The 23,698-nt window shown below is 64.5% G+C and carries 20 protein-coding genes; 16 read left to right on the top strand and 4 right to left on the bottom strand.

From position 1 onward, the window contains the following. Positions 1-90: 90 nt before the first annotated feature. The 3 genes from GYH29_RS00130 to GYH29_RS00140 all read right to left on the bottom strand — a co-directional run bounded on the left by GYH29_RS00130 (position 91) and on the right by GYH29_RS00140 (position 3,908). Positions 91-2,487: a fimbria/pilus outer membrane usher protein gene (locus tag GYH29_RS00130; protein WP_161523011.1), complete on the bottom strand. Its 2,397-nt coding sequence runs from the start codon at positions 2,485-2,487 to the stop codon at positions 91-93. A 41-nt stretch (positions 2,488-2,528) separates the two neighbouring features. Further along, complete coding sequence (locus GYH29_RS00135; RefSeq protein WP_161523012.1) at positions 2,529-3,215, bottom strand: fimbrial biogenesis chaperone; 687 nt, start codon at positions 3,213-3,215, stop codon at positions 2,529-2,531. A gap of 111 nt (positions 3,216-3,326) precedes the next feature. Next, positions 3,327-3,908 (bottom strand): fimbrial protein, encoded by a 582-nt coding sequence (locus GYH29_RS00140; RefSeq protein WP_161523013.1) that lies wholly within the window; start codon positions 3,906-3,908, stop codon positions 3,327-3,329. A 421-nt stretch (positions 3,909-4,329) separates the two neighbouring features. On the opposite strand from GYH29_RS00140, the gene GYH29_RS00145 reads away from it, so the two are divergent. The 6 genes from GYH29_RS00145 to GYH29_RS00170 all read left to right on the top strand — a co-directional run bounded on the left by GYH29_RS00145 (position 4,330) and on the right by GYH29_RS00170 (position 13,285). After that, positions 4,330-7,266: a type VI secretion system Vgr family protein gene (locus GYH29_RS00145; protein ID WP_161523014.1), complete on the top strand. Its 2,937-nt coding sequence runs from the start codon at positions 4,330-4,332 to the stop codon at positions 7,264-7,266. A gap of 2 nt (positions 7,267-7,268) precedes the next feature. Next, a complete protein-coding gene (locus tag GYH29_RS00150; protein WP_161523015.1) occupies positions 7,269-9,209 on the top strand; it encodes a phospholipase D-like domain-containing protein in 1,941 nt (646 codons plus the stop codon). After that, complete coding sequence (locus GYH29_RS00155) at positions 9,202-10,266, top strand: SEL1-like repeat protein (RefSeq protein WP_161523016.1); 1,065 nt, start codon at positions 9,202-9,204, stop codon at positions 10,264-10,266. Before GYH29_RS00150 ends, GYH29_RS00155 begins: the two co-directional genes overlap by 8 nt. Positions 10,267-10,327: 61 nt before the next feature. After that, entirely contained in the window at positions 10,328-11,302 is a 975-nt protein-coding gene (locus GYH29_RS00160; protein ID WP_161523017.1) for an SEL1-like repeat protein, read from the top strand. Then, on the top strand, positions 11,295-12,341 hold the full coding sequence (locus GYH29_RS00165) for an SEL1-like repeat protein (RefSeq protein ID WP_161523018.1): 1,047 nt from the start codon (positions 11,295-11,297) through the stop codon (positions 12,339-12,341). The genes GYH29_RS00160 and GYH29_RS00165 overlap by 8 nt, the downstream gene beginning before the upstream one ends. Before the next feature lie 149 nt (positions 12,342-12,490). Beyond that, a complete protein-coding gene (locus GYH29_RS00170) occupies positions 12,491-13,285 on the top strand; it encodes an N-acetylmuramoyl-L-alanine amidase (protein WP_161523019.1) in 795 nt (264 codons plus the stop codon). 218 nt (positions 13,286-13,503) lie between these two features. Here GYH29_RS00170 and GYH29_RS00175 read toward each other — a convergent pair whose 3' ends face one another. Next, positions 13,504-14,238 carry a glycoside hydrolase family 16 protein gene (locus GYH29_RS00175; protein WP_161523020.1) on the bottom strand — a complete coding sequence of 245 codons (735 nt, stop codon included), beginning with the start codon at positions 14,236-14,238 and terminating at the stop codon, positions 13,504-13,506. A gap of 560 nt (positions 14,239-14,798) precedes the next feature. Here GYH29_RS00175 and GYH29_RS00180 point away from each other — a divergent pair. The 10 genes from GYH29_RS00180 to GYH29_RS24635 all read left to right on the top strand — a co-directional run bounded on the left by GYH29_RS00180 (position 14,799) and on the right by GYH29_RS24635 (position 23,665). Then, positions 14,799-15,239 carry a MauE/DoxX family redox-associated membrane protein gene (locus GYH29_RS00180; RefSeq protein WP_052052126.1) on the top strand — a complete coding sequence of 147 codons (441 nt, stop codon included), beginning with the start codon at positions 14,799-14,801 and terminating at the stop codon, positions 15,237-15,239. A gap of 64 nt (positions 15,240-15,303) precedes the next feature. Next, the gene (locus tag GYH29_RS00185; RefSeq protein ID WP_019104277.1) at positions 15,304-15,735 is read left to right on the top strand and encodes a carboxymuconolactone decarboxylase family protein; all 432 of its coding nucleotides are present in this window, start codon (positions 15,304-15,306) and stop codon (positions 15,733-15,735) included. Between the two features lie 104 nt (positions 15,736-15,839). Continuing rightward, positions 15,840-17,582: a class I adenylate-forming enzyme family protein gene (locus tag GYH29_RS00190; RefSeq protein WP_043592497.1), complete on the top strand. Its 1,743-nt coding sequence runs from the start codon at positions 15,840-15,842 to the stop codon at positions 17,580-17,582. 3 nt (positions 17,583-17,585) lie between these two features. After that, on the top strand, positions 17,586-18,548 hold the full coding sequence (gene paaA / locus GYH29_RS00195; protein ID WP_019104275.1) for a 1,2-phenylacetyl-CoA epoxidase subunit PaaA: 963 nt from the start codon (positions 17,586-17,588) through the stop codon (positions 18,546-18,548). Next, positions 18,541-18,822 carry a 1,2-phenylacetyl-CoA epoxidase subunit PaaB gene (gene paaB / locus GYH29_RS00200; protein WP_019104274.1) on the top strand — a complete coding sequence of 94 codons (282 nt, stop codon included), beginning with the start codon at positions 18,541-18,543 and terminating at the stop codon, positions 18,820-18,822. Before paaA ends, paaB begins: the two co-directional genes overlap by 8 nt. Beyond that, on the top strand, positions 18,819-19,589 hold the full coding sequence (gene paaC / locus GYH29_RS00205) for a 1,2-phenylacetyl-CoA epoxidase subunit PaaC (protein ID WP_019104273.1): 771 nt from the start codon (positions 18,819-18,821) through the stop codon (positions 19,587-19,589). Before paaB ends, paaC begins: the two co-directional genes overlap by 4 nt. Further along, positions 19,586-20,107 (top strand): 1,2-phenylacetyl-CoA epoxidase subunit PaaD, encoded by a 522-nt coding sequence (gene paaD / locus GYH29_RS00210; RefSeq protein WP_198001625.1) that lies wholly within the window; start codon positions 19,586-19,588, stop codon positions 20,105-20,107. The genes paaC and paaD overlap by 4 nt, the downstream gene beginning before the upstream one ends. 10 nt (positions 20,108-20,117) lie before the next feature. Next, positions 20,118-21,185, top strand: coding sequence for a 2Fe-2S iron-sulfur cluster-binding protein (locus GYH29_RS00215; protein ID WP_019100034.1), 1,068 nt, complete (start codon positions 20,118-20,120; stop codon positions 21,183-21,185). A gap of 22 nt (positions 21,186-21,207) precedes the next feature. After that, a complete protein-coding gene (locus GYH29_RS00220; RefSeq protein ID WP_043592495.1) occupies positions 21,208-22,389 on the top strand; it encodes an MFS transporter in 1,182 nt (393 codons plus the stop codon). Between the two features lie 76 nt (positions 22,390-22,465). Continuing rightward, positions 22,466-23,665, top strand: coding sequence for an iron-containing redox enzyme family protein (locus GYH29_RS24635; RefSeq protein WP_019100032.1), 1,200 nt, complete (start codon positions 22,466-22,468; stop codon positions 23,663-23,665). The last annotated feature ends 33 nt before the right edge of the window (positions 23,666-23,698 follow it).

Genomic DNA, 23,698 nt, shown 5'->3' on the forward strand with positions numbered 1-23,698 from the left:
CCGCTTAGCACGAGCAATAGCAGCAATTGGACTCGTGGTAGGTGCGAACAAGTGCTTTGGGGAAGTTTCTGGCGTTTCATCTGATGACTTTCAATGGCAGGCGAGGGTTTGCCGCTGGTAATGCCGCCCCGGCTTGGCTGGCGGCAGCTTATAGCGAGCGGTGCAGCCGCCGTCGCTCCATTTCACGGCCAGCAGGCCTTGCGGCTGCGTGAGCAAGAGTAGCGTCCGGCCTTGCGGGTCCGCGATGCCCAAGGGCCGGCCGGCGGCGTCTTCTACGCTGGCGCCAAACGGCACAGCGCTGCCGTCGCGGCGACGCAGACTGAATTGAACGCGGCGTCCGCTGCGCGCCTTGAACACGGCCTTCACCACCGCGCCGCGGCGCGGCACCACTTGCTTGACGCTGTCTTCCAGCTCCAGCGCGGCGCCCAGCTTGCGGCTGTTCAGGCTCAGGCTGTTGGCGCGGTAAGGCTGAGCGTCGGCGCGCACGGTATAGCCGTTGCCGCCCAGGCCGGCGGCGCCGTCCACTTGCAGCAGGGCGAAGGTGTCGCCGACTGCGCAGCTGAGGTTGACGCCGCCGGCGTGGACGACAACGGCGCCGCTGGCGCCCAGGCTGGCGGATTGATGGTTGCGCGCTGTGCTGTAAGCGGCGCTCAGCTGCGCGACATCGCCCTGATGGACGCCGCTGGCGCTCAGGCTGGCGCCGCCCTGGCTGTCGCGGCTCACGGAGACGGTGTAGCTGTCGGCCTCGCCCAACTGGCCGCTGAGGCTGGTGTGCAGCGCGTTGCGGCCAAGCTGGGCGCTGAGCTGCGGGGCGCGTCTCCCAGTGTCCAGCGGCAGGCTGAAGCCCAGCATGATCTGGCTGGAGCCTTGGCCGCGGCCGTCGCGGCTCCGGCTGAGGCTGAGGTGGTAGTGAAACTGTTTCCAGCGATGGCTGTAAGCCAGGTTGAGGCTGTGGCTGGCGCCGGGCCGGCCCCAATAGTTCTGCCGGCTTAGGCTGAGATAAAGGCTGCCGCGGCGGCCCTCCCGGCCCAGTGTTTGTTGGGCGCTGAGGTCTATCCGGGCGCGCGCGCGGTGTTGGTTGGCGCGCCGGGCCAGGTCCGCCGCGTGGTCATTGAAGCTGCGGTAGCCGGCGGTGGAGTAGCGGTAAGCGGCCAGGGTGAGCTGGGTCTGGGTGCTGGGCAGGGCCTTGTGGTACAGCAGGCGCAGGCTTTGCCCCTGGCTGCGCCCGCCTTGGGCGCGGCTGAGGGATTGGCTCAGGTCCAGCGACAGCGCGCCCAGCGGCGTGTTGGCGCCCAGGCCCAGGTTGACTGCCTGGAAGCGCGGCGAGAGCTGGAAGCCGGCGGCCACCGTGCTGTCGTCGCTGAGGCCGTAAACCAGCGCGCCGGCGGCCAGCCCGGGGCGGGCCGCTTCGCCGCCCTGGTACTGGCCCAGCGCGGCGTGGTATTTCCAGCGGCCTCGGGCCTGCATCAGCGGCAGGCTGGAGAAGCTTTGATGGCTGACGCGGCGGCTGCCGTCGGCTTCGGTCACTGTGATTTCCAGTTCGCCGTTGGAGCCGGAAGGGGCGATGTCGGTGAATTCGAACGGGCCGGGAGGCACGTCGGCGCGGTGCAGCACATAGCCGTTCTGACGCACTTCCACCGTGGCCTGGCTCTGTGCCTGGCCGCGGACCACCGGTCGGTAGCCGCGCTCGCTGTCCGGCAGCATGGCCTCGTCCTGGCTCAGTTGCGCGCCGCGAATGCGCACGCTGTCGAACAAGACGGCGTCGGTGTATTGCTCGCCCAGCGTCAGTTGGCTGCGCAGTGCGGTGATGTCGCGTTGCAGCAGGGTGCGGTTGCTGCGTATCTCTGCGGCTTGGCCCGTATTCCAACTGAGGGTGGCGTCGTTGCGCAGCCGCCAGTCACCCAGGTTGAGCCCGTTTTGCAGGCCGAGATAAAACTGACGGCTGGCGCGGCCATCCTGGCCACGGCTGTATTGGCTGCTCAATTGATAATTGGCGTAAGCGGCGTTGACGCCGGCGTCCCATAGCGTCGGGTCGACATAGCCGTCGGCGCGGCGCAGTAGATGGGCCTGAGGCACGCTCAGCTCAAGTTGCAGCCGGGTGGAGTCGTAGCGTACTTGCGCATGCTCCAGGCGCCGGGGCAGATCCACGCAGACCTCGTCGCCGGCACGGGACGCGGGCAGTTTGACGCCCAGCTTGCGCAGCAACGCGGCGTCCAGGCAGGGGCGCACTTTGCCGTCCGGCTCCAGGCGGAACAGGATGTCGCGGCGGTCGGCCAGTTGATGGTTGAGCAGGATGTCCACGCGATAACTGCCGGGCAGGATGTCGTTGCCCGCGTTCAGTACCGCTTTGAGATCCGCCGCTTGTCCGTCCAGCTTCAGAAAGCGGGTGTTGAAGGCCGGTGCGTCCGCCGCCAGCGCTTGCGCGCAGGCGAGCAGCCAGCAGGCGCAGGCCAGCGAAGGCGCGGCGTTGCGGCGGGCATGGGGCATCAGCGGCTTGCTTCTCATCGTCTCACGGTACAACGGTCGGCTCAGGGCTCCAGCCGGCGCGGCTGAGCGGGCGCTACGCCTTGCAGCTGGGCTTCAAAAGCCTGGTTGGCGCCAAAGTCGTTGATGATCTGGTAGCGCAAGCGCGCATCGTTTGCGGTGTCGGCGGGCAGTGGCCATTGTCCGCCGGTGCCGGGTGCCAGCATTTGGGCGCGGCTGATTTCCTTGGATTTGCCGCCGGAGAGCAGGGTCAGGCCGGTCACGGTCACGTGGTAGCGGCTGGGGTTGTCCGCTTGCAGCCAGCTGTTGCCGCGCTCGCGCCGCAGCCGCCAACGCAGGCGTTCCGGCGCTTGCAGCGCGTCGCCGTCCAGGCCCGGCGGACGGTAGAACACCTTGACGCGCTGGCGTACCGCCAATTGCAGCACATTGCCTTTCCCGGCTGCCTGAGGGATTTCCTGCACATTGAGCCAGAAGGCGGTTTCCTGTTGATGGGACGCGCCGGCGCCGGCGTAGAGGATGCGCAGCAATTGCTCCTGCCCGGCCGGCAGCCGCGTCAGCGGCGGGGTGATGGCGAAGGGCAGCTCGGCCTTGTCGCCGTCCAGCGCTTCCAGCCAGGATTGCACCAGGATGTCCGCGCCGTCGTTGCGCACGGTGACGGCGGCTTCCGGATGCGCGCCGTCGAAAATGACGCGGGTGCCGTTGAGGCTGATGCCGGCGTTGGCGTGGGGCATGGCGAGCCAGGCCGCCAAGCCGGCGGCTTGCAGCAGGGGGTTTTCATGATGGGAGTCCTGAAAATAGACAACGGCGGGAAACCCGCCGCTGTGGGTGGAAGCGAGGAGGGCTTAGTCGTAGCTCAGTTCGAAGGGGAGGTCGGCTGTGACAGTGCCTGCGGTCATGCTGGTGCGCAAAGCACCGGTGGTGACATAGACGGCGTCGAGATCAATGGCTTCCGAGCCATTGAGAGTTGCTTTGGTGAGAACAACGTCCTTGCTCAGGTCCAGCGGAGTGCCGCCTTTATAGACGGCGACGCCCACGCCTTCGGCATTTCCGCCGCCTATGGCATTAGCCAGGGCGGTCGTTTGGCCGTCAAACTTCGAGCCTGGAAGCGCTGTGAATTTGGCTTCTACATTGTTTGCACTGCTGCATTCGATTTTGATCTGAAAAGTCTGTTTCACCAGCGGTACTTGACCCAGGTCTACGATTTTGTCCATGGAGATGGCAGGCATGTTAACGGTGAGAATGGGCGCGATGTCCATGCCGCTTCTTGTCGCACCGGTGCCGCTAACTACTTTGCAGGTGGGAGCGGTTACGCTGCCGGTGAAATGGATGCTGCCCTTTTGGGGGACGATGGCGGCTTGAGACGCCAGCGGAAGCGCGGCGGCAAAGACGGCCGCCAGGGCCAGCAGGCTGTGTTTTGGTTTCATGGTGGTCTCCAATGGTTGCGGCGCGCAGGTGCTTGGCCTGGGCCTTGAGTGGAGACGGCATGATAAAAACACATTCAATTCAGGTCTTTAGCCTGACTTTGAGTGCTTCTTACCTTTTCTTACCAAGCCATAACTTTTCTTGTTTGGACTTTTTGATGTCGCCAAACAAGGTTTAAGCCGTTCAGGGGATTGATAAGAGTTTCAACCTGTCCTTTTGGCCAGTTTGGTGAAAATGGCAATTTTATTGGATTGTCCGCTAAGTGCCGGTTATCTAAAATGTTTTGCTCAAATTTTGTCATCCCACCCTCATTACGCCTCGCGGCACTTATCCGCAGACCTGGCCACAGCCCGTCGCCATGAGTGCTTTGCCTAAGGCCGGTTTGGGGGTGTTTTTATTTTGGATAGTTCGACGGATCGCCCCATGGACCTCAGCACCCTGCTCGCCAGCTTCGCCTCCGCCTTCAACCAGGACCAGCGCCTGCTCACCCTCAGCCTGGGCGACGGCAGCGTGGCGGCCGAGCAATTGCTGCCGCTGAGTTTGGCCGGCGAAGAAGGCGTGTCCCGGCCTTACGCCTACCAGCTCACCTGTCTGTCTCCGGACGGCGCGATCGAACTCAAGACCCTGCTCGGCTTGCCAGCCCGCATTGGTATCCTGGACGCCGCCGGCGCGGAGAGCTTGCGTTGCGGCGTGGTGTCCAAGGTGGAAAGCCTGGGCTCGGACGGCGGCTTCAGCCGTTACCAGCTGACCATAGAGCCGCCGTTCGCGCTGCTGCGTCATCGCGTCAGCTCGCGGGTGTTCCAGGACCTGACGGTGCCGGACATCGTCAAACAGATCCTGGCCGAGCATCAGCAGGCCAACCCGGTGTTCGCCCGGGTGCAGACGCTGGACTTCAAGACCGGCGCGGCGTCCCCGCGCAGCTACTGCCTGCAATACCGAGAATCCGATTACGACTTCATCGTGCGGCTGCTGCACGAAGAGGGTTATGCCTGGCGCTTCGATCACCTCGATGGCGAGGTACCACAAGTGCGGTTGGTCGCCTTCGACGACCCCTACAGCCTGCCGCCGGCCGGCGTCGAGCGCGTGCGTTTCCACCGCAGCGACGCCACCGAGGCCGAGGACGGCCTGACCGAGTGGAACGCCCTGCGCCAGATCGTCCCCGGCGCGGTGGCGCTGGCCAGCTTCGACTACCAACCCGTCAGCACCCAGCACAGCGGCGACGACAGCCGCATTGATCAAGGCCAGAACGGCAAGGCGCTGCAGTCTTCCTTGCACGACTACGACCCGCAATCGCTGTACTACGCCGGCGACGCCGACCAGCTCAGCCACTACGCCCAACTGCGCCAGCAGGCGCATGACCTCAAGGCCAAGCAATTCAGCGGCGGCGGCTCGGTGCGCGGCCTGGCCGCCGGCCAATGGTTTCGCCTGGACGACCACCCGGCCCACGACGGCGACAGCAGCGAACAGCGCGAATTCGTCGTCACCCGCCAAACCCTGAGCGCGCGTAACAACCTGCCGGCGGACCTCAAAGCGCTGGCAAAAGCAGAGGACGCCCAACCCTTCCGCGCCGAGTTCGACGCTCAGCGCCGCGGCGTGCCGCTGACCCCGGCCTATGCCCACACCGAACTGGCCAAGCCCAAATCCCGTGGCGTGCAGACCGCCACCGTGGTCGGCCCCCAAGGTGAAGAAGTGCATACCGATCAGCACGGCCGCATCAAAGTGCAATTCCACTGGCAACGGCCGGACGAACACCCGAGCATCGGCGCCAACCTGGACGACACATCCTCCTGCTGGCTGCGCGTGGTGATGCCCAGCGCCGGCGCCGGCTGGGGCCACCAATTCATTCCGCGCATCGGCCAGGAAGTGCTGGTCGACTTCATCGAAGGCGACATCGACCGCCCGGTGATCACCGGCGTACTCTACAACGGCAGCCACCCGCCGCCGGACTTCAGCGGCGCCGGCGCGCTGCCGGCGAATAAAACTCTGTCCGGCATCAAATCCAAGGAACACCAGGGCGGCCAGTACAACGAACTGCTGTTCGACGACACCCCGGGCGAGGTACGCGCCAAGCTATCGAGCGAACCCGGCAAGACCCAGCTTAACCAGGGCTTCCTGACCCACCCGCGCAGCAACGGCAAGGCCGAAGCGCGCGGCGACGGCTTCGAACTCAGAACCGACAGCCACGGCGCCATCCGCGCCGGCCACGGCCTGCTGCTGAGCACCGAAGCGCAGAACGGTGCGTCCGGCAAGCAACTGGCGCGCGAACAGGCGCAAAGCCAACTGGACGCGGCGCTGGGCCTGAGCCAGAGCCTGGGCGAGACCGCCACCGGCCAGCAGGCCGACACCATGGAAACCGGGCCGGACAAGGTCAATCCGGACAACAGCAAGGCGGGCAAAGGGGATAAGGGGCATTTACAGCAGCAGGCGGCCGCGCTGAAAGCCTGGGAAGCCGGCTCCAATACTGACAAGGACGGCAAAACCGCCAAGGAGCAGACCGGCCGCCAGCCCTTGATCGTGCTGTCCGCGCCGGCCGGCATCGCCAGCCTGAGCCAGCAAAGCCAGACCGTGGCGGCGGGCACCAATCTGGACCTAGTGGCGCAGCGCGACACCAACCAGACCAGCGGCCGGCGCTGGATTCACAATGTGGGCCAGCACATCAGCCTGTTCGTCACCGGCCTGCAAGACAAGATCGCGTTGAAGCTGATTGCGGCCAAGGGCAAGATCCAGGTGCTGGCGCAGAGCGACAGCATCGAGGTGACCGCGGACAAGGATGTGACGGTGACGTCCTGCAAGGAAAGAATCACCGTGGCCGCCAAACAGGAAATCCTGCTCAACGTCAGCGGTGGCGCTTACATCCGCATCGCCGGCGGCAATATCGAGCTGCATTGCCCGGGCAAGGTGTCGGTGAAAGGCGCCAGCCACCAGATGAGCGGGCCGGCGCAAATGACGGTCACGCATCCGGATTACCCGCAAAGCATTCCCAGGATGCCGCTGTCGCTGCGGCTGGATCAATCGCCGCAAGGCGGCAACAGCAGCTGGACCGGCATGCCCTATACCCTGCATGCCGACGGCGGCGAGGTGGAGCGCGGCATCATTGACGAAAGCGGCCACCTGGCGGTCAAACATGCGGTCACCACGCAAAAATACACGGTGGAGCTGGCCAACGGCGTCAAGTTCGATATCCCGGTGGCCAATGAACTGAGCAAGCCAGACAAGGGCGCGCTGGCCAATGCCGGCTTCCATAAAGTGGTGGCCGGCGGCGCGCCGCCGGACGGCCGCGTGGAGCCGGACGAGCATGTGCGCGCGCGCTACCACCGTTTGCTTAATGGCGAGGCCGATGCTTCGCCGGCAGGAGAATAATAATGAGCGCGAACACGATAGTCTCCCCGATCTGCGTCAAAGAACCGCTGCGGGCCAATTTGACCCTGCCCTGGTTTTTGCAGACCAGCGAATACGCGCCGCATGAGGGCAGCTTCCAGCCCCTGGTCAACGGCGAGGCGGCGTTTGCCTCGGTGCATTACGCCATCGCCAAGGCCAAGAAAAACGTCAGCATCATCTGCTGGGGCTTCCAGCCGTCCATGTACTTCGTCCGCAAGGGCGCCGACACGGTGAAGTACGCGGACATCGCGGAAGCCGTGCCGGCGCAGATAGGCAAGTTGCTGGAGCACAAGGCCAAGCAGGGCGTGCAGGTGCGAGTGCTGTGTTTCGCCTCCAAGCCGGCCGGCCTGTACGTCAACAGCACCGGCGCCACGGTGGATGAGTCGCAAACGCCGGGGCGCTGGGAGGTGGGCATCAAGGACAAGCCGGCTTATGAAACCCCGGAGCAGTATAAATACGATTCGCAGTGGTATTCCTGGTATGACGAGGATCAGCCAGCGGCCGGCGCCACGGACAAGGAAGTGCGGGACCAGTTTCACAAGGATATTCCCAGCAAATACCTGCATTTCCGCAGCCGCGGCTTTGGCCCGTATACCCGTACCCATATCGCGACGCAGGATTACGACGACAAGGGCTTGAAAAAAAGAACCAAGACCGCCTTATCGATAGGTCCCAGCCATCACCAGAAAATGGTGCTGGTGGATTACGACGACGCGCAAGCCCATGTCGGCTTCGTCATGGGCCACAATATGTTGGACGAGTACTGGGACACCAATGCCCACAGCGCCAAGCCCAAAGCGCCCAATCTGGGCCGCAACGGCACGGTGGGGCCGCGCGAGGATTTCTCCAGCCTGATTACCGGGCCGGCGGTGGGCGATCTGTTCCACAATTTCCGCCGCGCCTGGCGCGACGAGACCAAGGAAAACCTGCCGCTGCCCGGCTGCGGTTTCGGCGGCTACGCGCCGCGTGTGGACGGGCAGGCCAATAAGGCCGCCATGGTGCAGCTGCTGCGTACCCAGCCGGAATACAAGAAACAGGACATCAAGAAGCTGTATCTGAAGGCGGTCAACAACGTCACCTCCTACATCTTCATCGAAAACCAGTACTTCCGCTGGCCGCCGCTGGCGGAAAAGATCAAGGACGCGGCCAAGGCGCAGAAGCAGGCCGGCCGCCCTTATCCGATCTACCTGTTCGTGATCACCAATACCAGCGACGCCGGCGTGGGCGCCGGCACGGTCAACACCTACCGGATGCTGGACAGCCTGGGCCGCGCCGACACGATTCCCGGCGTGGCGCGTCTGGAAAAGGCGGATGATGTGGAGGCCCGGCTGGGCCAGGCCAAGCAGGCGGAACGGGAGGCCAAAGTGGTGAGCGCCTTGAACGTCATGGCGCCGGCAAAGCTCAAAAGCAAGATCAAGGAAGCGGAGGCAGACGCCACGGCTTATCGGGAGCGGATGGAAAAGGAGTACGAGGCCGCCCAAAAGCCGGACGCCCCCATTGCCGCGGTTGAGCAGCCTGGCCTGAAAACCCATATTTGCTCCATCGTGGCGCCGGACTCCCCGCCGAAGGCATGGGTAGAAACTTACATCCACGCCAAGCTGATGATCATCAACGACGCTTTTCTGACGCTGGGTTCGGCCAATATCAATACCCGCAGCATGCAGGTGGACAGTGAGTTGAACATTGCTTTGGACCGGCCGGAAATCTCCAAACCGCTGCGCCAGGAGTTGTGGGGAAGGCATACTAATAGTTGGTCTGGAGCGAATCCAGATCGGATGGATAAAGAGGCGGAGGCAAAAGGGGTTTACGACCAATGGCGGGTGATACTTGATGCGAACAACTCCGCATTTAAAAACTCTTACTCTCCTATCGCAGCTTTAAGAGAGTTCCGACGTATTGATCCGGCCCGGAGTAATAGTGATTAAGCCCACATTTCTGACCCTGATTCTGACCCTGAGCCTGGCCGCCTGCGGCGGCGCCAAGGAGCGTTCCGTGCCTGATTTGAAAGAAGTCGAAGCCAAGCTGGCCTTCAACTGCGTATATGAGAAAGACCATTTGCCGGCATTGAACCCGGAGGCGGAGCAGCTATACCGCTACGCCCGCTGGTTGCAGAAGAACCAGATCGAGAAGGAAGACCCGCTGCGTTTCCCGGAGATGGAGCGTTATTACCGCATCGCCACGGCTCACGGCCATTACAAGGCCAATCTGGAGCTGCGCGACATGATAGGGCGGGGCACGGCGCGCAGCGACGACCCGGTCAAGGAAACGCTGGACCTGACTCAGGAGCTGATAGACCGCGGCATTCCAGGCGGCTACTACGATATGGGGCGTTATCTGAAGGCCGGCTACGGCGTGAAGCAGGATGAGGAACTGGCCAACCGTTATTACCGCAAGGCGGCGGACCTGGGTAACCCGGACGCGCAGTATCTGGTGGGAGACAAGCTGACGGGTTTGACGAATGCGCAACCAGGACCGTTTGTTATTGGCAATCAGATGATTAGATGCGCTGGAGAGCAAGGGCATGCCAAAGCAGCGAAGGAGTATGCTGTTCAAATGATGAGTGAAGGGAAGCTTGCAGAAGCTATCAAGTATTTTCAAATTGCTACTAGATTGGGAGATGAAGGTGCGGCGGCATTTCTAGCAAATGGGTTTGCGACTCCATCTATTGATAGTAACGACACAGCCAATCGGTATAGATATTTGGGGTTGCCAAAAGACGAAGAACGGATTCGTCGCTATAAATTGATCGGCGGAGTTCTCAGCGACTACTCCTACGCCCACCCCAAAGTGCCGGAACTGGACGAGATCGTACCGCTGCCGCCGGCCGCGCTGCCGGCCTGGGACGGCAAGCTGAAGTGGTTGGAAGCGTTCAAGGCCAATGTGCCACCGGAAAAGCCGTCGGAAGCCCTGATGAGCCAACTGGCCGCGGCCAAGGGCCTGGATGCCAAGACCGGACGGCCGCTGAACGGCAAGCATGGTTAAAACGCTGTACGCCTTGTCGCTGTTGGGGGCTCTGGCCGCCTGCGGCGCCAAGGAGCGCGCAGTGCCGGACTTGAAAGCAGTCGAAGCCAGGCTGGCCTTCAACTGCGTGTATGAGAAAGACCACCTGCCGGCATTGAACCCGGAGGCGGAACAGTTATACCGCTACGCCCGCTGGTTGCAGCAGAAGCAGATCGAGAAGGAAGACCCGCTGCGCTTCCCGGAGATGGAGCGTTATTACCGCATCGCCACGGCTCACGGCCATTACAAGGCCAATCTGGAGCTGCGCGACATGATAGGGCGGGGCACGGCGCGCAGCGACGACCCGGTCAAGGAAACGCTGGACCTGACTCAGGAGCTGATAGACCGCGGCATTCCAGGCGGCTACTACGATATGGGGCGTTATCTGAAGGCCGGCTACGGCGTGAAGCAGGATGAGGAACTGGCCAACCGTTATTACCGCAAGGCGGCGGACCTGGGTAACCCGGATGCGCAGTATCTGGTGGGAGACAAGCTGACGGGGCTGACGATATCGCAGCCTGTACCGTTTGCTATTGGGACCCAAATGCTCAAGTGTGCAGGAGGGCAGGGGCATGCGATTGCTGCGAAGGAGTATGCAGTTCAAATGCAGGGTGAAACTAATTCTGAAGCAGTAAAATTTTTCCAGTTGGCTATCAGATCGGGAGATGCAACTTCTGCGTTGAATTTGGGAAATGCTTTTGGTCCCATCACTGAAGAGAATAAACAGTGGGATGATCTGGGGCTAAAACAGGACGATGAACGTCGGCGACGTTATCTAAACATTATGGGTGTGTTAAGCGACTACTCCTACGCCCACCCCAAAGTGCCGGAGCTGGACGAGATCGTGCCGCTGCCGCCGGCTCCGCTGCCGGCTTGGGACGGCAAGCTGAAGTGGCTGGAAGCGTTCAAGGCCAATGTGCCGCCGGAAAAGCCGTCGGAAGCCCTGATGAGCCAAATGGCCGCGGCCAAAGGCCTGGATGCCAAGACCGGACGACCTCTGAACGGCAAGCATGGTTAAAACGCTGTACGCCTTGTCGCTGTTGGGGGCTCTGGCCGCCTGCGGGGCCAAGGAGCGTTCCGTGCCCGATTTGAAAGAAGTGGAGGCCAAGCTGGCCTTCAACTGTGTATATGAGAAAGACCATCTGCCGGCCTTGAATTCGGAGGCGGAGCAGCTATACCGCTACGCCCGCTGGTTGCAGAAGAACCAGATCGAGAAGGAAGACCCGCTGCGCTTCCCGGAGATGGAGCGTTATTACCGCATTGCCACCGCTCACGGCCATTACAAGGCCAACCTGGAGCTGCGCGACATGATAGGGCGGGGCACGGCGCGCAGTGAGGACCCGGTCAAGGAAACGCTGGACCTGACCCAGGAGCTGATAGACCGCGGCATTCCCGGCGGCTACTACGATATGGGACGCTATCTGAAGGCCGGCTACGGTGTGAAGCAGGATGAGGAACTGGCCAACCGTTACTACCGCAAGGCGGCGGACTTGGGCAGCCCGGATGCGCAGTATTTGGTGGGAGATAAGTTGACAGGGCTGACGATATCGCAGCCTGTACCGTTTGCTATTGGTAATCAGATGAAAAAATGTGCAGCGGAACAGGGGCATGGGAAGGCTGCGCTTGAGTATGCCAATCAGATGTTTTTTGAGAAAAAATTCGCTGAGGCAGCCATGTTTTTTCAACTTGGAACCAAGTGGGGGAATGAGGTTGCTGTTTTCAGCTTGGAAAAAGGTTTTGGCCCAATTACTGATGCGAACCGGCAACGGAATGATCTGGGGATGAAGCAGGATGATGAGCGTAGCCGTCGCTACAAAATCATTAGCGATGTCCTTAGCGACTACTCCTACGCCCATCCCAAAGTGCTGGAGCTGGACGAGATCGTGCCGCTGCCGCCGGCCGCGCTGCCGGCCTGGGACGGCAAGCTGAAGTGGTTGGAAGCGTTCAAGGCCAATGTGCCGCCGGAAAAACCGTCGGAAGCCTTGATGAGTAAGCTAGCCGCGGCCAAGGGTCTGGACCCGAAGACCGGGCGGCCGCTGGGCGGGCGACGCGATTGACGCTGGTTTTGCAGCGGGACGCGGCCCGCCTGTGCTGAACTGACGCCCGTCACCCCCTCCGAACCCCCGCGTCCGGGAGGACTCAGACTCTATGTGCCGGCTGTCTGGCCGGTGCGCATCCCTTCCCATCCCCCTCCTGGAGATTCTTCATGACGCCCATCCTGTTCAATACCTATCGCTCGGTCCAAGGCTTCAACAAACGCGTTCGTTTCCTGATCCTGCATTACACCGCGCTGGACTTCGCCGGCTCCGTCAAGGCCCTGACCGGCTCCGGTCAGGTGAGCGCGCATTATCTGGCGCCGGATCCTTGCGATCCCAGCTATCTGCAGGCCGGCTTCAAGCAGATGAATCTGTTCAATCTGGTGGACGAGAACGACCGCGCCTGGCATGCCGGTGCCAGTTCCTGGGATGGTCGCAGCAATCTGAACGATTCGTCCATCGGCGTGGAAATCGTCAATCTGGCGCGGGAGGACAAGGGCGGCATGGTGTTTCCGCCCTATCACCCGCAGCAGATGGAGGCGGTGACGGAATTGGCGCGGAACATTCTGGCGCGCTATCCGGACATCAGCCCGGTGAACGTGCTGGGACATTCCGACGTCGCCGTGGGCCGCAAGAGCGATCCGGGCCCGATGTTCCCGTGGCGGGAGCTGTATCAAGCCGGGGTGGGCGCCTGGCCGGAGGCGGAGACGCAGCGTAAATACACAGAGCAGTTCCAGCAGCAGGGCTTGCCCGGCCGGGAGAAGATGCTGGAGGCGTTCAAGCATTACGGTTACGAGGTGGCGGCGGCGGGCGGCGACGCCGGCTTCGCCGCCCTGGTGCGCGCCTTCCAGATGCATTTCCGCGCCGGCGATTACCGCGGCGCGCTGGACGTGGAGACCGCGGCCATTCTGTTTGCCTTGCTGGAGCGTTATTGGCCCAAGCGTTTGGCCCTGATCAAGCTTTGACGCTGTTTGTCCGCAATGCGAAACCCGGCCGCCTGGCCGGGTTTTTCATTGCCGCTCTCTTCGCAAAACGCCGCTGCGCGCTAAGAGCCGCTAACAAAACCGCGCAGCGTACCTGAGCCAAGGCGCGCCGACGCAGAAAACGAAGTTTCTGCGAAGCTACAGTACGAGTAGTACGACAAGGAGGCGCAACGCAGGATCAGGGGTTTTGTTAGCGGGTCTTATTTGGCGGCGGCCGGGATGAAGGAGAACTCCTTGATCACGATCTCCACTTCCTTGCCGTCCTTGGGCGGCCGTCCCTGGAACAGCCACAGATTGATGTGCGGCGGCAGCGGCTGTTGCGGCACCAGGCGCTTGGGGTCTGTCGGGGCGAAGTTCCAGCGCGCCATTTCATACAGGTCGCCGTTCTGGTGGCCGTGCAGCGATTGGTAGAGCACCCGGCTGGAGTCCCAGTTGAAGCGATGGGTGCTGTAGTCGCCGTTGAGGTGCGGTTCAAAGGCGTAGGAGGTGGGCTTGGGGCCGGGCACGGCCGGGTAGACGGTATAGTTGCCCATCGGGTTTTGCCGGTTGCCCCAGCGGGCGAATTCGATGTCGATTTCATTGGTGGCGTCCGGGCCCACGTCCGGCGTCGGGTAGTTGAACAGGCCCAGCACGATGTTGTCGTCGAACAGGTCCGGCCGGCCTATCAGCTTGAACTGGTAGCGGCCAAAGCCCAGCCGTTGCGGCAGGTAGACTTCGGCGCTGCTCCACTTGCCGCCGCGTTGGGCGATCTTGAGGTGGAGCCGGCCTTGGGCGTCCACCCAGGCATTGTTTTCATCCCAGTCGTTGGGGCCGGGGCCGCTTTGGCTTTGATTGCGGACTTCCCAGGCGTAGCCGGAGAAATTCAGGGTCTTGGCCTGGACGGCGGCGGACAGGGTCAGGCCGGCGGCGAGGAAGGGGAGCAGGAGGCGGCGCATGGTTTGCCTTTGCTTGTGGATAAGCTTGTCATTTAAGAGCCTGTTTCCAATCTGCTGCGCTGCGGCGATACCGCGTTGAAAACGGCTTAGAAATGCTCATGTGCCATCTGTGCATTCCGCTTCCTCAGCTGTTTTCGCCTTGTCTCGCTCTTGCTCGCTAGATCGTAAACAGACTCTAAGCGCGGCGGCGGCGGCGGGTAAAGGGTGTTTTTGCCAGGCGGGGCTGTCCGTCCGGACAGGCGGCGGCGCGGACGGGGTCATGCCGGCGCGGCGGCGACGGGGTCATGTCCCGGCGGCTTGGATGTTGGCGCGGCCCCGGCCCGCGCATTCTTGTTTTTGTGAATCTATTTTTCTTTTCAATGGTTTGCGCCATTTGGCGTCAGGCGATCCGCGCGTTGTCTTTCCTGTTTCCAAATACCGTCATGCGCTTTGTCATGGTCGGAAAATTCATTCTTGTCCCTTATGCCTATCGAGTATGTCTATTACAGTGCAATCCATATTGCATAACAAGGCGGCGCGCCGCGGCTTGTTGGCATCCATATCGATTGGGAGGTTTAGGCATGCAAAAGGAAAGCGCCTGGAAGGCGGTGTTGCTATTGGCCCGGTTCGCGTTGGCGGCGGCGTTCTTGTCGGCGGTGGCGGATCGCTTCGGCTTCTGGGGCCATATGGGCGAACTGGGGGTGTCCTGGGGAACGATGGAGAACTTCTATCGCCATGTGGCCAAGCTGTGCCCGTGGGCGCCGGCCGGCCTGATTCCGGTATTGGCCTGGGCGGTGAACGCGTTGGAGGCGGTGCTGGGCGTGACCCTGCTGCTGGGCGTTCAACTGCGCGCCTCCGCCTGGATCAGCGCGGCGCTGCTGTTGGTGTTCGCCTTGAGCATGGCCGCGTTCCAGAGCCTGAAGCTGTCGCTGAATTTCAGCGTGCTCACCTGCGCCGCCTGCGCCGCGCTGGTGTATCTGGCCAGCTCGCTGGAAGCTGCGCCGGGCGCGCGCCGCGCTTGAAGTTTCCGGGCGCGGCCGGGCCGCGCCCGCTTCCTGTCCTTATCCAAATTTAGGAGTGTTGATCATGAGTAGCTTGCGTCTTGCTTATTACGAATTGTCCCCGGAACTGCTGCAGGGCTTCCGCCTGGTGAAGCAGGGCCTGGAAAAGAGCGTGTTGGGTCTGCCGCTGATCGAGTTGATCTATCTGCGCGTGTCCCAGATCAACGGTTGTTCCTTCTGCCTGAACATGCACACCAAGGCGCTGCGCGAGCGCGAGGAAAGCGACCGCCGTCTGGCGGAGCTGGCCGGCTGGCGCGTCAGCGCCCAGTTCAGCGAGCGCGAGAAGGCCGCGCTGGAATGGGCCGAGGCGCTGACCTATGTCGTGGACAGTCACGCCGACGACGCCGCCTATCTGCCGCTGAAAGCGCATTTCAGCGATCAGGAGATTTCCGATCTGACCTTCGCCATCGCGCTGATGAACGGCATGAACCGTCTCGCCGTCGGCATGCGTCAGTAAGCGCCTGAGCCAGGGCCCGCTCGCGGAGCGGGTTCGCGGACAGTCCACCCACCCGCCTGGCCGCAAGCGGCGGGCTTAACCAACGCCAGCAGACACACACCGACATGGACCACCTGATTAAAAAGCAAGCCTGGGACGCGCTGTTCAACGATCCGGAACTGGGCGCCGGCAATTTTCTGTTCAAGGCCCACGCCGCCTACGGCGGCAGCCGGGAAGACTATCTGTTCCTGGAAAAGCCTTTTATCGGCCCGCGCGGCAACGCCTATCAGTCCTTTTCCCTGGACAGCCTGTTCCATCTGGTGAGCGATCTGGCGGCCTGGTACCGCCAGCAGGGCATCCAGGCGGGGCGGCATGTCTGCTTGTTCCTGGGCGACGGCATTCCGTCCTTCCTGCACTTCCTGGCGCTGGGCAGCCTGGGCTGCGTGCCGGTGCTGATCAACGGCCATCTGCGCGCCGACATCGCGGCGCTGTACGCGCAGCGCAACCGCTTCGACGTGTTCGTCTACGACAAGGAAACCGACGCGCGCTGGGACCTGGCCGGCGCGCTGCGCGGCCTCACCGCGCTGGACGCGGGCTTCAACGCCGGCGCGGCGGTGGCGCTGGCGCCGTTGCCGGCCTCCGGCTGGCCGGCGGCGGTGAAGGACGAGGACATCGTGATGGTGTGCCACAGCTCCGGCACCACCGGCATTCCCAAGGCGGTACTGTTCGGCCACGCGCAGTTCTTCAACGGCAAGCGCGAACGCCTGCGCGGCTTCGTCGAGCAAGACGAGGACAAGCTGGCCACGGCGATGCCGCCCACCCACGCGGCCGGCATCAGCTATTTGATGACGGCCACCATGCTGCAATTGCCGGCGCTGGCGCTGGCGACGCAAACCGGTCAGGTGGCGGCTAATCTGATCGCCAGTTTCCAGCCCACCATCGTTACCGCGTTTTCCCAGACTTACGCCTCTTTCGCGGAGCTTAACCTGCCGGACGGCTATTTCGATTCGGTGCGCCGCTATTACAACACCGGCGACACCGCGCACGAGGCGCATATCCGCCAACTGCTGCGCCTGGCGCCGAGCGGCCGCTTCACCGATATGTTCGGCGCGTCCGAGCTGGGCATGTCGCAGTTCTTCAAGGTGTCCACGCCGGAGCAGGTGGCCAGCAAGCGCACCGTGGGCGCGGCCGCGTCCTACGCGCGCTGCGACGTGCTCACTCCGCAGGGCGAGCTGCTGCCGGACGGCCAGCCGGGCTATATCGGCGTGCGTTCGCCCACGGTGACGCCGGGCTATTACGGCCAGCCGCACTTGACCGCGCTGACCACGCTGAACGGCTACTGGCTGACCGGCGACATCGGCCTGCGCCTGGACAACGGCGAGTTCGTGCATCTGGACCGCATTGTGGACGCGGTGCCGACGCCGCTGGGCGTGCCGGCCTACACCCTGCTGCTGGAAGAACATTTGCTGAGCCATGCGGATTTGTTCGACGTCAGCGTGATCGGCGTCTCGCGCGGGCCGACGCGTGAAGAGGCGGTGCTGGTGCTGGCGCGCGGCAAGGCCGGCGCGGCGCTGGACGCGGACGAGGTGCTGCGCCAGGCGCTGGACTGCTTCCCGTTCAAAGGCCGCGGCGCGCTGCCGGACTACACCGTGTGCGTGGGCGTGCTGGGCGACGACTACGCGCTGCCGGTGGGCTCCACCGGCAAAGTGCTCAAGCGCGTGGCGCGCGATCAGTTCTGGAGCTGGCAGCGCGACTACGACGACGGCCTGCGCGACGTATTCAGCGCGCTGCGCTGGAACCAGTCCCTGGACCGTCAGCCGGAGGCGGCGGCGGAGCCGCAGAGCCTGCTGGACTACCTGAGGGGCTGAGGGATGGAGACGACGGACGATCTGGAAGCGCTGGAGCTGGCGTTTCAACAGCGGATAGACCGCGGCGAGAAAATAGAGCCGCAGGACTGGATGCCGGAGGCCTACCGCCGCACCTTGCAGCGGCAGATGGCGCAGCACGCTCATTCCGAATACGTGGGCATGTTGCCGGAGGGCGCCTGGATCACCCGCGCGCCCAGCCTCAGCCGCAAATGCATTTTGTTGGCCAAGGTGCAGGACGAGGCCGGTCACGCCCAGTATCTGTACAGCGCGCTGGAGAGCCTGGGCCTGAGCCGGGAGCAGGCTTACGGTCAGTTGCTGGCCGGCGAGGCCAAGTATTTGAACATTTTCAACTATCCGGCCTTGAGCTGGGCGGACGTCGGCATGATCGGCTGGCTGACCGACGGCGCCGCCATCGTCAACCAGGTGCCCTTGTCGCGCTGTTCCTACGGCCCTTACGCCCGCGCCATGGTGCGCATCTGCCAGGAGGAGAGCTTCCACCACCGCCAGGGCTTTGATCTGGTGCGGCGGCTGGCGGAGGGCACGCCGGCGCAGCGGCGGATGGCGCAGGACGCGCTCAACCGCTGGTGGTGGCCGACGGTGATGGTGTTCGGCCCGCCGGACGAGGATTCGGTGCACTCGCAGCGTTCGATGCGCTGGGGCGTCAAGCTGTATTCCAACGACACCCTGCGCCAGAAGTTCGTCGATCAGACCGTGCCGCAAGTGCTGCACCTGGGCCTGACGGTGCCGGACCCGGATCTGCGTTTCAACCCGGACACAGGCCATTACGAGATCGGCCGCATCGACTGGGACGAATTCAACCGGGTGATCCGGGGCCAGGGCCTGTGCAACCGCGAACGCATCGCCAGCCGCCGCCGGTCCTGGGACGAGGGCGCCTGGGTGCGCGAAGCCGCCGCCTGCCACGCCGTCAAGCTGGCGGCGCGGCCGCAAGGAGAACGAGATGCATGAGTGGAAGCTTTGGGAAGTGTTCGCGCGCAGCCAGAACGGCGTGGCGCACCGCCACGTGGGCAGCGTGCAGGCCAGCGACGCGGCGATGGCGCTGCAGCACGCGCGCGATGTGTTCACCCGCCGCGGCGAGTTCGTCAGCTTGTGGCTGGTGGCCGCCGAAGACCTGGTGAGCAGCGGCGAGGTGGAGCGCGCGCCGTGGTTCGAGACCGCGGCGGACAAGGGCTTCCGCCACGCTACCTATTACGAGGTGCCAGAGGGAGTGCAACACCTGTGACCCTGCATCCGGAATTGAAAAACCTGCGCGCGGAATACCTGCTGCGCCTGGGCGACAACGCGCTGATTCTGTCGCAGCGCTTGTGCGAATGGTGCGGCCACGCGCCCACATTGGAAGAAGACCTGGCGCTGAGCAATGTGGCGCTGGACTTGCTGGGCCAGGCGCGGCTGTGGCTGGACGCCGCCGGCCGCGGACTGACGCCGCCGCAGAGCGAGGACGATCTGGCCTACGGCCGCGACGCCCAAGCCTTCCGCAACGTGCTGCTGGCGGAGCTGACCCGCGGCAATTTCGCCGACACCCAGATGCGCCAGTTCCTGTTCGACAGCTGGCATTGCCTGCTGCTGCGCGAGCTGTCGGATTCGGCGGACGCGGAAGTGGCCGCCATCGCCGCCAAGGCGCTGAAAGAGGCCACTTACCACCTGCGCCGCAGCAGCGGCTGGGTGGTGAGGCTGGGCGACGGCAGCCGGCAAAGCCGCGAATTCTGCCGGTTGGCGCTGGAGCGCTGCTGGCATTACGTGGGCGAATTGTTCGAGATGGACGAACTGGAGCAGGCGATGCTGGCCCAGGGCGTGGGCTGCGACCTGGCCGCGCTGTATCCGGAATGGCTGGCCTACGTCAACGAAGTGCTGGCCGCGGCCACGCTGGAGCCGCCGCGCGCCGCGCCCGGCGTTAGCGGCGGCAAGCGAGGCGCGCACGGCGAGGCGCTGGTGGCCTTGCTGATGGAAATGCAGTTCCTGACCCGCGCCCATCCGGGAGCCGGCTGGTGAGCCGGGTGCACGGCCTGGAGGTGCAAAGCGGCACCGAGCGCGTATGGGAGTGGCTGGCCGGCATTCCGGACCCGGAGATGCCCTACGTCTCCATCGTGGACCTGGGCATCGTGCGCGACGTGCGTTGGGAGGACGACGCGCTGCGCGTGGTGGTGACGCCCACCTACAGCGGCTGCCCGGCCAAGGCGCAGATAGACAGCAATATCCGCCAGACCCTGCAAGACCGGGGCGTGGAGGCGGTGCGGCTGGAAACGCGGCTGCACCCGGCCTGGAGCACGAACTGGCTGAGCGAAAGCGGCCGGTCCAAGCTGCGCGCCGCCGGCATCGCCCCGCCCCTGCCGGCGGAGCCGGGCTGGCAGCGGCTGAGCTTCGTCGCCGCCGCCGCGCCGCGGGTGCCCTGTCCGCGCTGCGGTTCCGACGCCACCCGCCCGCAGGGCGAATTCGGCGGCACCGCCTGCAAATCGCTGTACCAGTGCGACGCCTGCCGCAATCCGTTCGAGCACTTCAAGAGTTTATGAGGAAGCAGCCATGCCGCAGTTTTACCCCTTGCAGCTGACCGAGATCCAGCGCGACACGCCGGACAGCCTGCTGTTGACGCTGGAGCCGTCGGAGGAGCATCGCGACCGCTTCCGCCATGAGCCGGGCCAGCATCTGACCCTGCGCGCCTGGCTGGACGGCGAGGAAGTTCGCCGCAGTTATTCGCTGTGCAACGCGCCGGACGCGCCCAAGCTGCAACTGGCGATCAAGCGGGTGGCCGGCGGCCGCTTCTCGCAATGGGCGCACGATAATCTAGGGCCGGGCGCGATGCTGGAAGCCTTGCCGCCGTCCGGCCGCTTCGGCCTGCCGGCGGCGCCGGAAGCGGCCCGCCATTACGCCGGCTTCGCCGCCGGCAGCGGCATCACCCCGGTGCTGTCGATTTTGCAGGCCACGCTGCTGCGCGAGCCGCTCAGCCGCTTCACCCTGGTCTATTGCAACCGCAATCTGGCCTCGCTGCAGTTCCGCGAAACGCTGGCGACGCTGAAGGACCGCTACCCGGCGCGGTTGTCCCTGATCTATCTGTTCAGCGCGGAAGAGCAGGAGATCGAGCTGTTCAACGGCCGGCTGGATCGCGAGCGCTGCCTGGCGCTGTTGCGCGGCTGCCTGCCGGCGGCCTCCATCGACCACGCCTACGTCTGCGGCCCGGCCGGCATGATGGCGGCGGTAAGCCAGGCGCTGAGCGACAGCGGCCTGCCGCCGGAACGCATCCGCAGCGAACACTACGCCGCGGCCCCGGCCGCCGGCCCGGCCCGCGCCGAGCGCGCGCTGGCGGACAGCCCGGAGCGGGTGCGGGTGACGGTGAGGATGGACGGCATGCAGCGCCAGGTGGAACTGGGCGCGCCGGTGGACAACCTTTTGGACGCGCTGCTGCAAGCCGGCGTTACGCCGCGCTATTCCTGTAAGGCCGGCGTTTGCGCTACCTGCCGCTGCCAGGTGCTGGCCGGCGAAGTGGACATGGAGGCGCCGCACGCATTGGCGCCCGAGGAGGTGGCCGCCGGCTATGTGCTCAGCTGCCGCAGCCGCCCGCTGACTTCAACACTGGCGCTGTCATTCGACTGATCCGCGCCTAAGGACACACATCATGACCTCTCAAAACGCCCTGTCCCGCTGGGCGCTGACCCTCTATTGCCTGGCCACCGGGTTTTCCGTGGCGGCGGTGGTCTACCACCAATCGATGACGCAGCTGATCGCCGTCTCCTTCGGCCTGTCCGCGGACTCGCTGTGGGGGCTGTCGGTAGCCACCCAGTTCGGCTACGGCGCCGGCCTGGTTCTGGGCCTGCCGCTGGGCGACATGATCGCGCCGCGTCGGCTGATCCCCGCCGCCATGCTGGCGTTGGGCGTGGTGCTGCTGCTGGTGGGCATCGCCCCGTCGCCTTGGCTGATGGTGCTGCTGTGCGGCCTGGCCGGCCTGCTGTCCATCGCTGGCCAGCTGTTGCTGGCCTACAGCGCCAAGGCGCTGGCGGCGGAGCAGCGCGGGCGGGTGGTGGGCAGCTTGCTCACTTCTTTGTTCGCCGGCCTGCTGCTGGCGCGGGTGCTGGCCGGCTGGGGCGGCGAGCATATCGGCTGGCGCGGCATTTATCTGACGGTGGGCGCCCTGACCTTCGTCATCGGCCTGGCGCTGCGCGGCTGCATCGGCGAGGTGCCGCTGGCCGGCCAGCTGCGCTACGGCCGCATGCTGAGCCAGCAGGGCGCTTTGTGGCTGAAGCTGCCGGAGCTGCGCCGGCTGGCGCTGGTGGCCGCTTGCTTCTTCGCCGCCTCCAACGGCATCTGGGCCAATTTGTCCTCGCTGACCCACTCCACCCTGAACTGGAACGCGGGCCAGACCGGCCTGCTGGCCTTTACCTCCATCGCCGCGCTGCGCGCGCCGTGGCTGGCGCAATGGCTGCAGCGCCGGCTGGACTGGCACGGCGTGATCGCGCTGCTGGGCGTCGGCATCGCCGCCACCTCGCTGGCCGGCGTCTGGCTGGGCAGCCAGGTGCTGATGATAGTTGCCTTCCTGATGGTGACCGATCTGGGCGTGCGTTCGGTACAGACCATTGCCCAGGGCCGGGTGCTGGGCATAGACCCCGCCGCCGCCTCGCGGCTGAACAGCTTGTTCATGACGGTTTTCTTCTTCGGCGCCGCGCTGGGCTCCTGGTTGGGCGGCATCGCCATCCACCGGTTGGGCTGGGCCGGCATGTATCTGTTCCCGGCGGCCTGCGCCGCCGCCGGGCTGCTGTTCCTGAGCTGGCGCAACCCCGCGCTGCGCTTTGCCCGGGCCTGATTTCGCAACACCGCAACACCTGGACGCCGCGGCGCTTTCCGCGCCGCGAACCGCACACTTCGATTGGGAGATGGACATGGAAGCATTGTTGGAAAAGAGCGGCAGCAAGACCCCGTTGATCGCAGGCATGAGCTTGATCTGGGCCGACTGGCTGAAAGAAGAAGACCTGCAGGACCTGGTGGAACACCCGCTGCTGCAAGCGCTGGAACGCAATGAGGCCAGCCTGGCCACCGTGCGCACCCTGCTGATTCAGCACAGCCATTACTCGCGCCACTTCACCCGCTATCTGTGCGCCTTGATGGGTCAACTGAGCGATCCGGCCGACGTGATGGCGCTGATGGAAAACATGCGCGAGGAAATGGGCGTGGACGGCGGCAGCGCCATCACCCACGCGGAAATGTTCCAGCGCACCTTGCGCGTGGTGGGCGCGGCGCCGGCCTCGCACGCGCCGCTGCCGCAGACCCTGGCGATGGTGGACACCATGATGGGCCACTGCCAGTCCTCGGACGCGCTGGCCGGCCTGGCCGCGATGTGTCTGGGCGCGGAAGCCATCGTGCCGCTGATCTACCGCCCCATCCTGCAAGCGCTGCAACACCACGGCTTCGGCGAGGACGCCACCGAGTTCTTCAGCCTGCACATCGAGGAAGACGAAGACCACGCGCTGACCATGCTGGCCATCATGCAGCGCCTGACCCTGGACCAGGACGCGCGCCGCGAGCAGGCCATCGCCGTGGGCCGCGAGCTGATCGCCCGCCGCGTGGCGATGTTCGACGCCATCTGGGCGCATTGCCAGGCGCAGCCGGCCGCCGCGCCCGCCGCGGCCCCGGCCGGCCATTTCTCCTCCGCCGATTTCTGGCGCGTGCCCAGCCAGTTGCAGGCCCAGTTGCCGGCGCGGCTGAGCCACGAGCAGGTGATGGCGGCCAGCCAGGGCGGCGACCAGGCCTTCTCCTCCGAGCGCAAGCACAAGGTGCACATCGTCGATCTGCCCAGCCGCACCATCAGCCTGACCATAGGCCGGCTGGAAGAGGGCGAGTCCACCCGCCTGCACCGCCACAACTACGAGACGGTGATCTACGTCACCCAGGGCCAGGGTTATTCCCGCATCGGCGACCGCCAGGTGCCGTGGCGCGCCGGCGACGCCATCTACGTGCCGGTCTGGGCCGAGCACCAGCACGTCAACACCGGCGCGGAGGAGTGCGTCTACCTGGCCTGCGAGAACGCGCCCTTGTTGCAGAACCTGGGCGGCATCGCGCTGCGCGAAGAACTGAGCGCCTGAAGCCCGGCCGCGTCTCCCGCCCCCCGGGCGGCG

The sequence above is a fragment of the Chromobacterium haemolyticum genome (assembly GCF_009936155.1).
GTDB classification, from domain to species: Bacteria; Pseudomonadota; Gammaproteobacteria; order Burkholderiales; family Chromobacteriaceae; genus Chromobacterium; species Chromobacterium haemolyticum.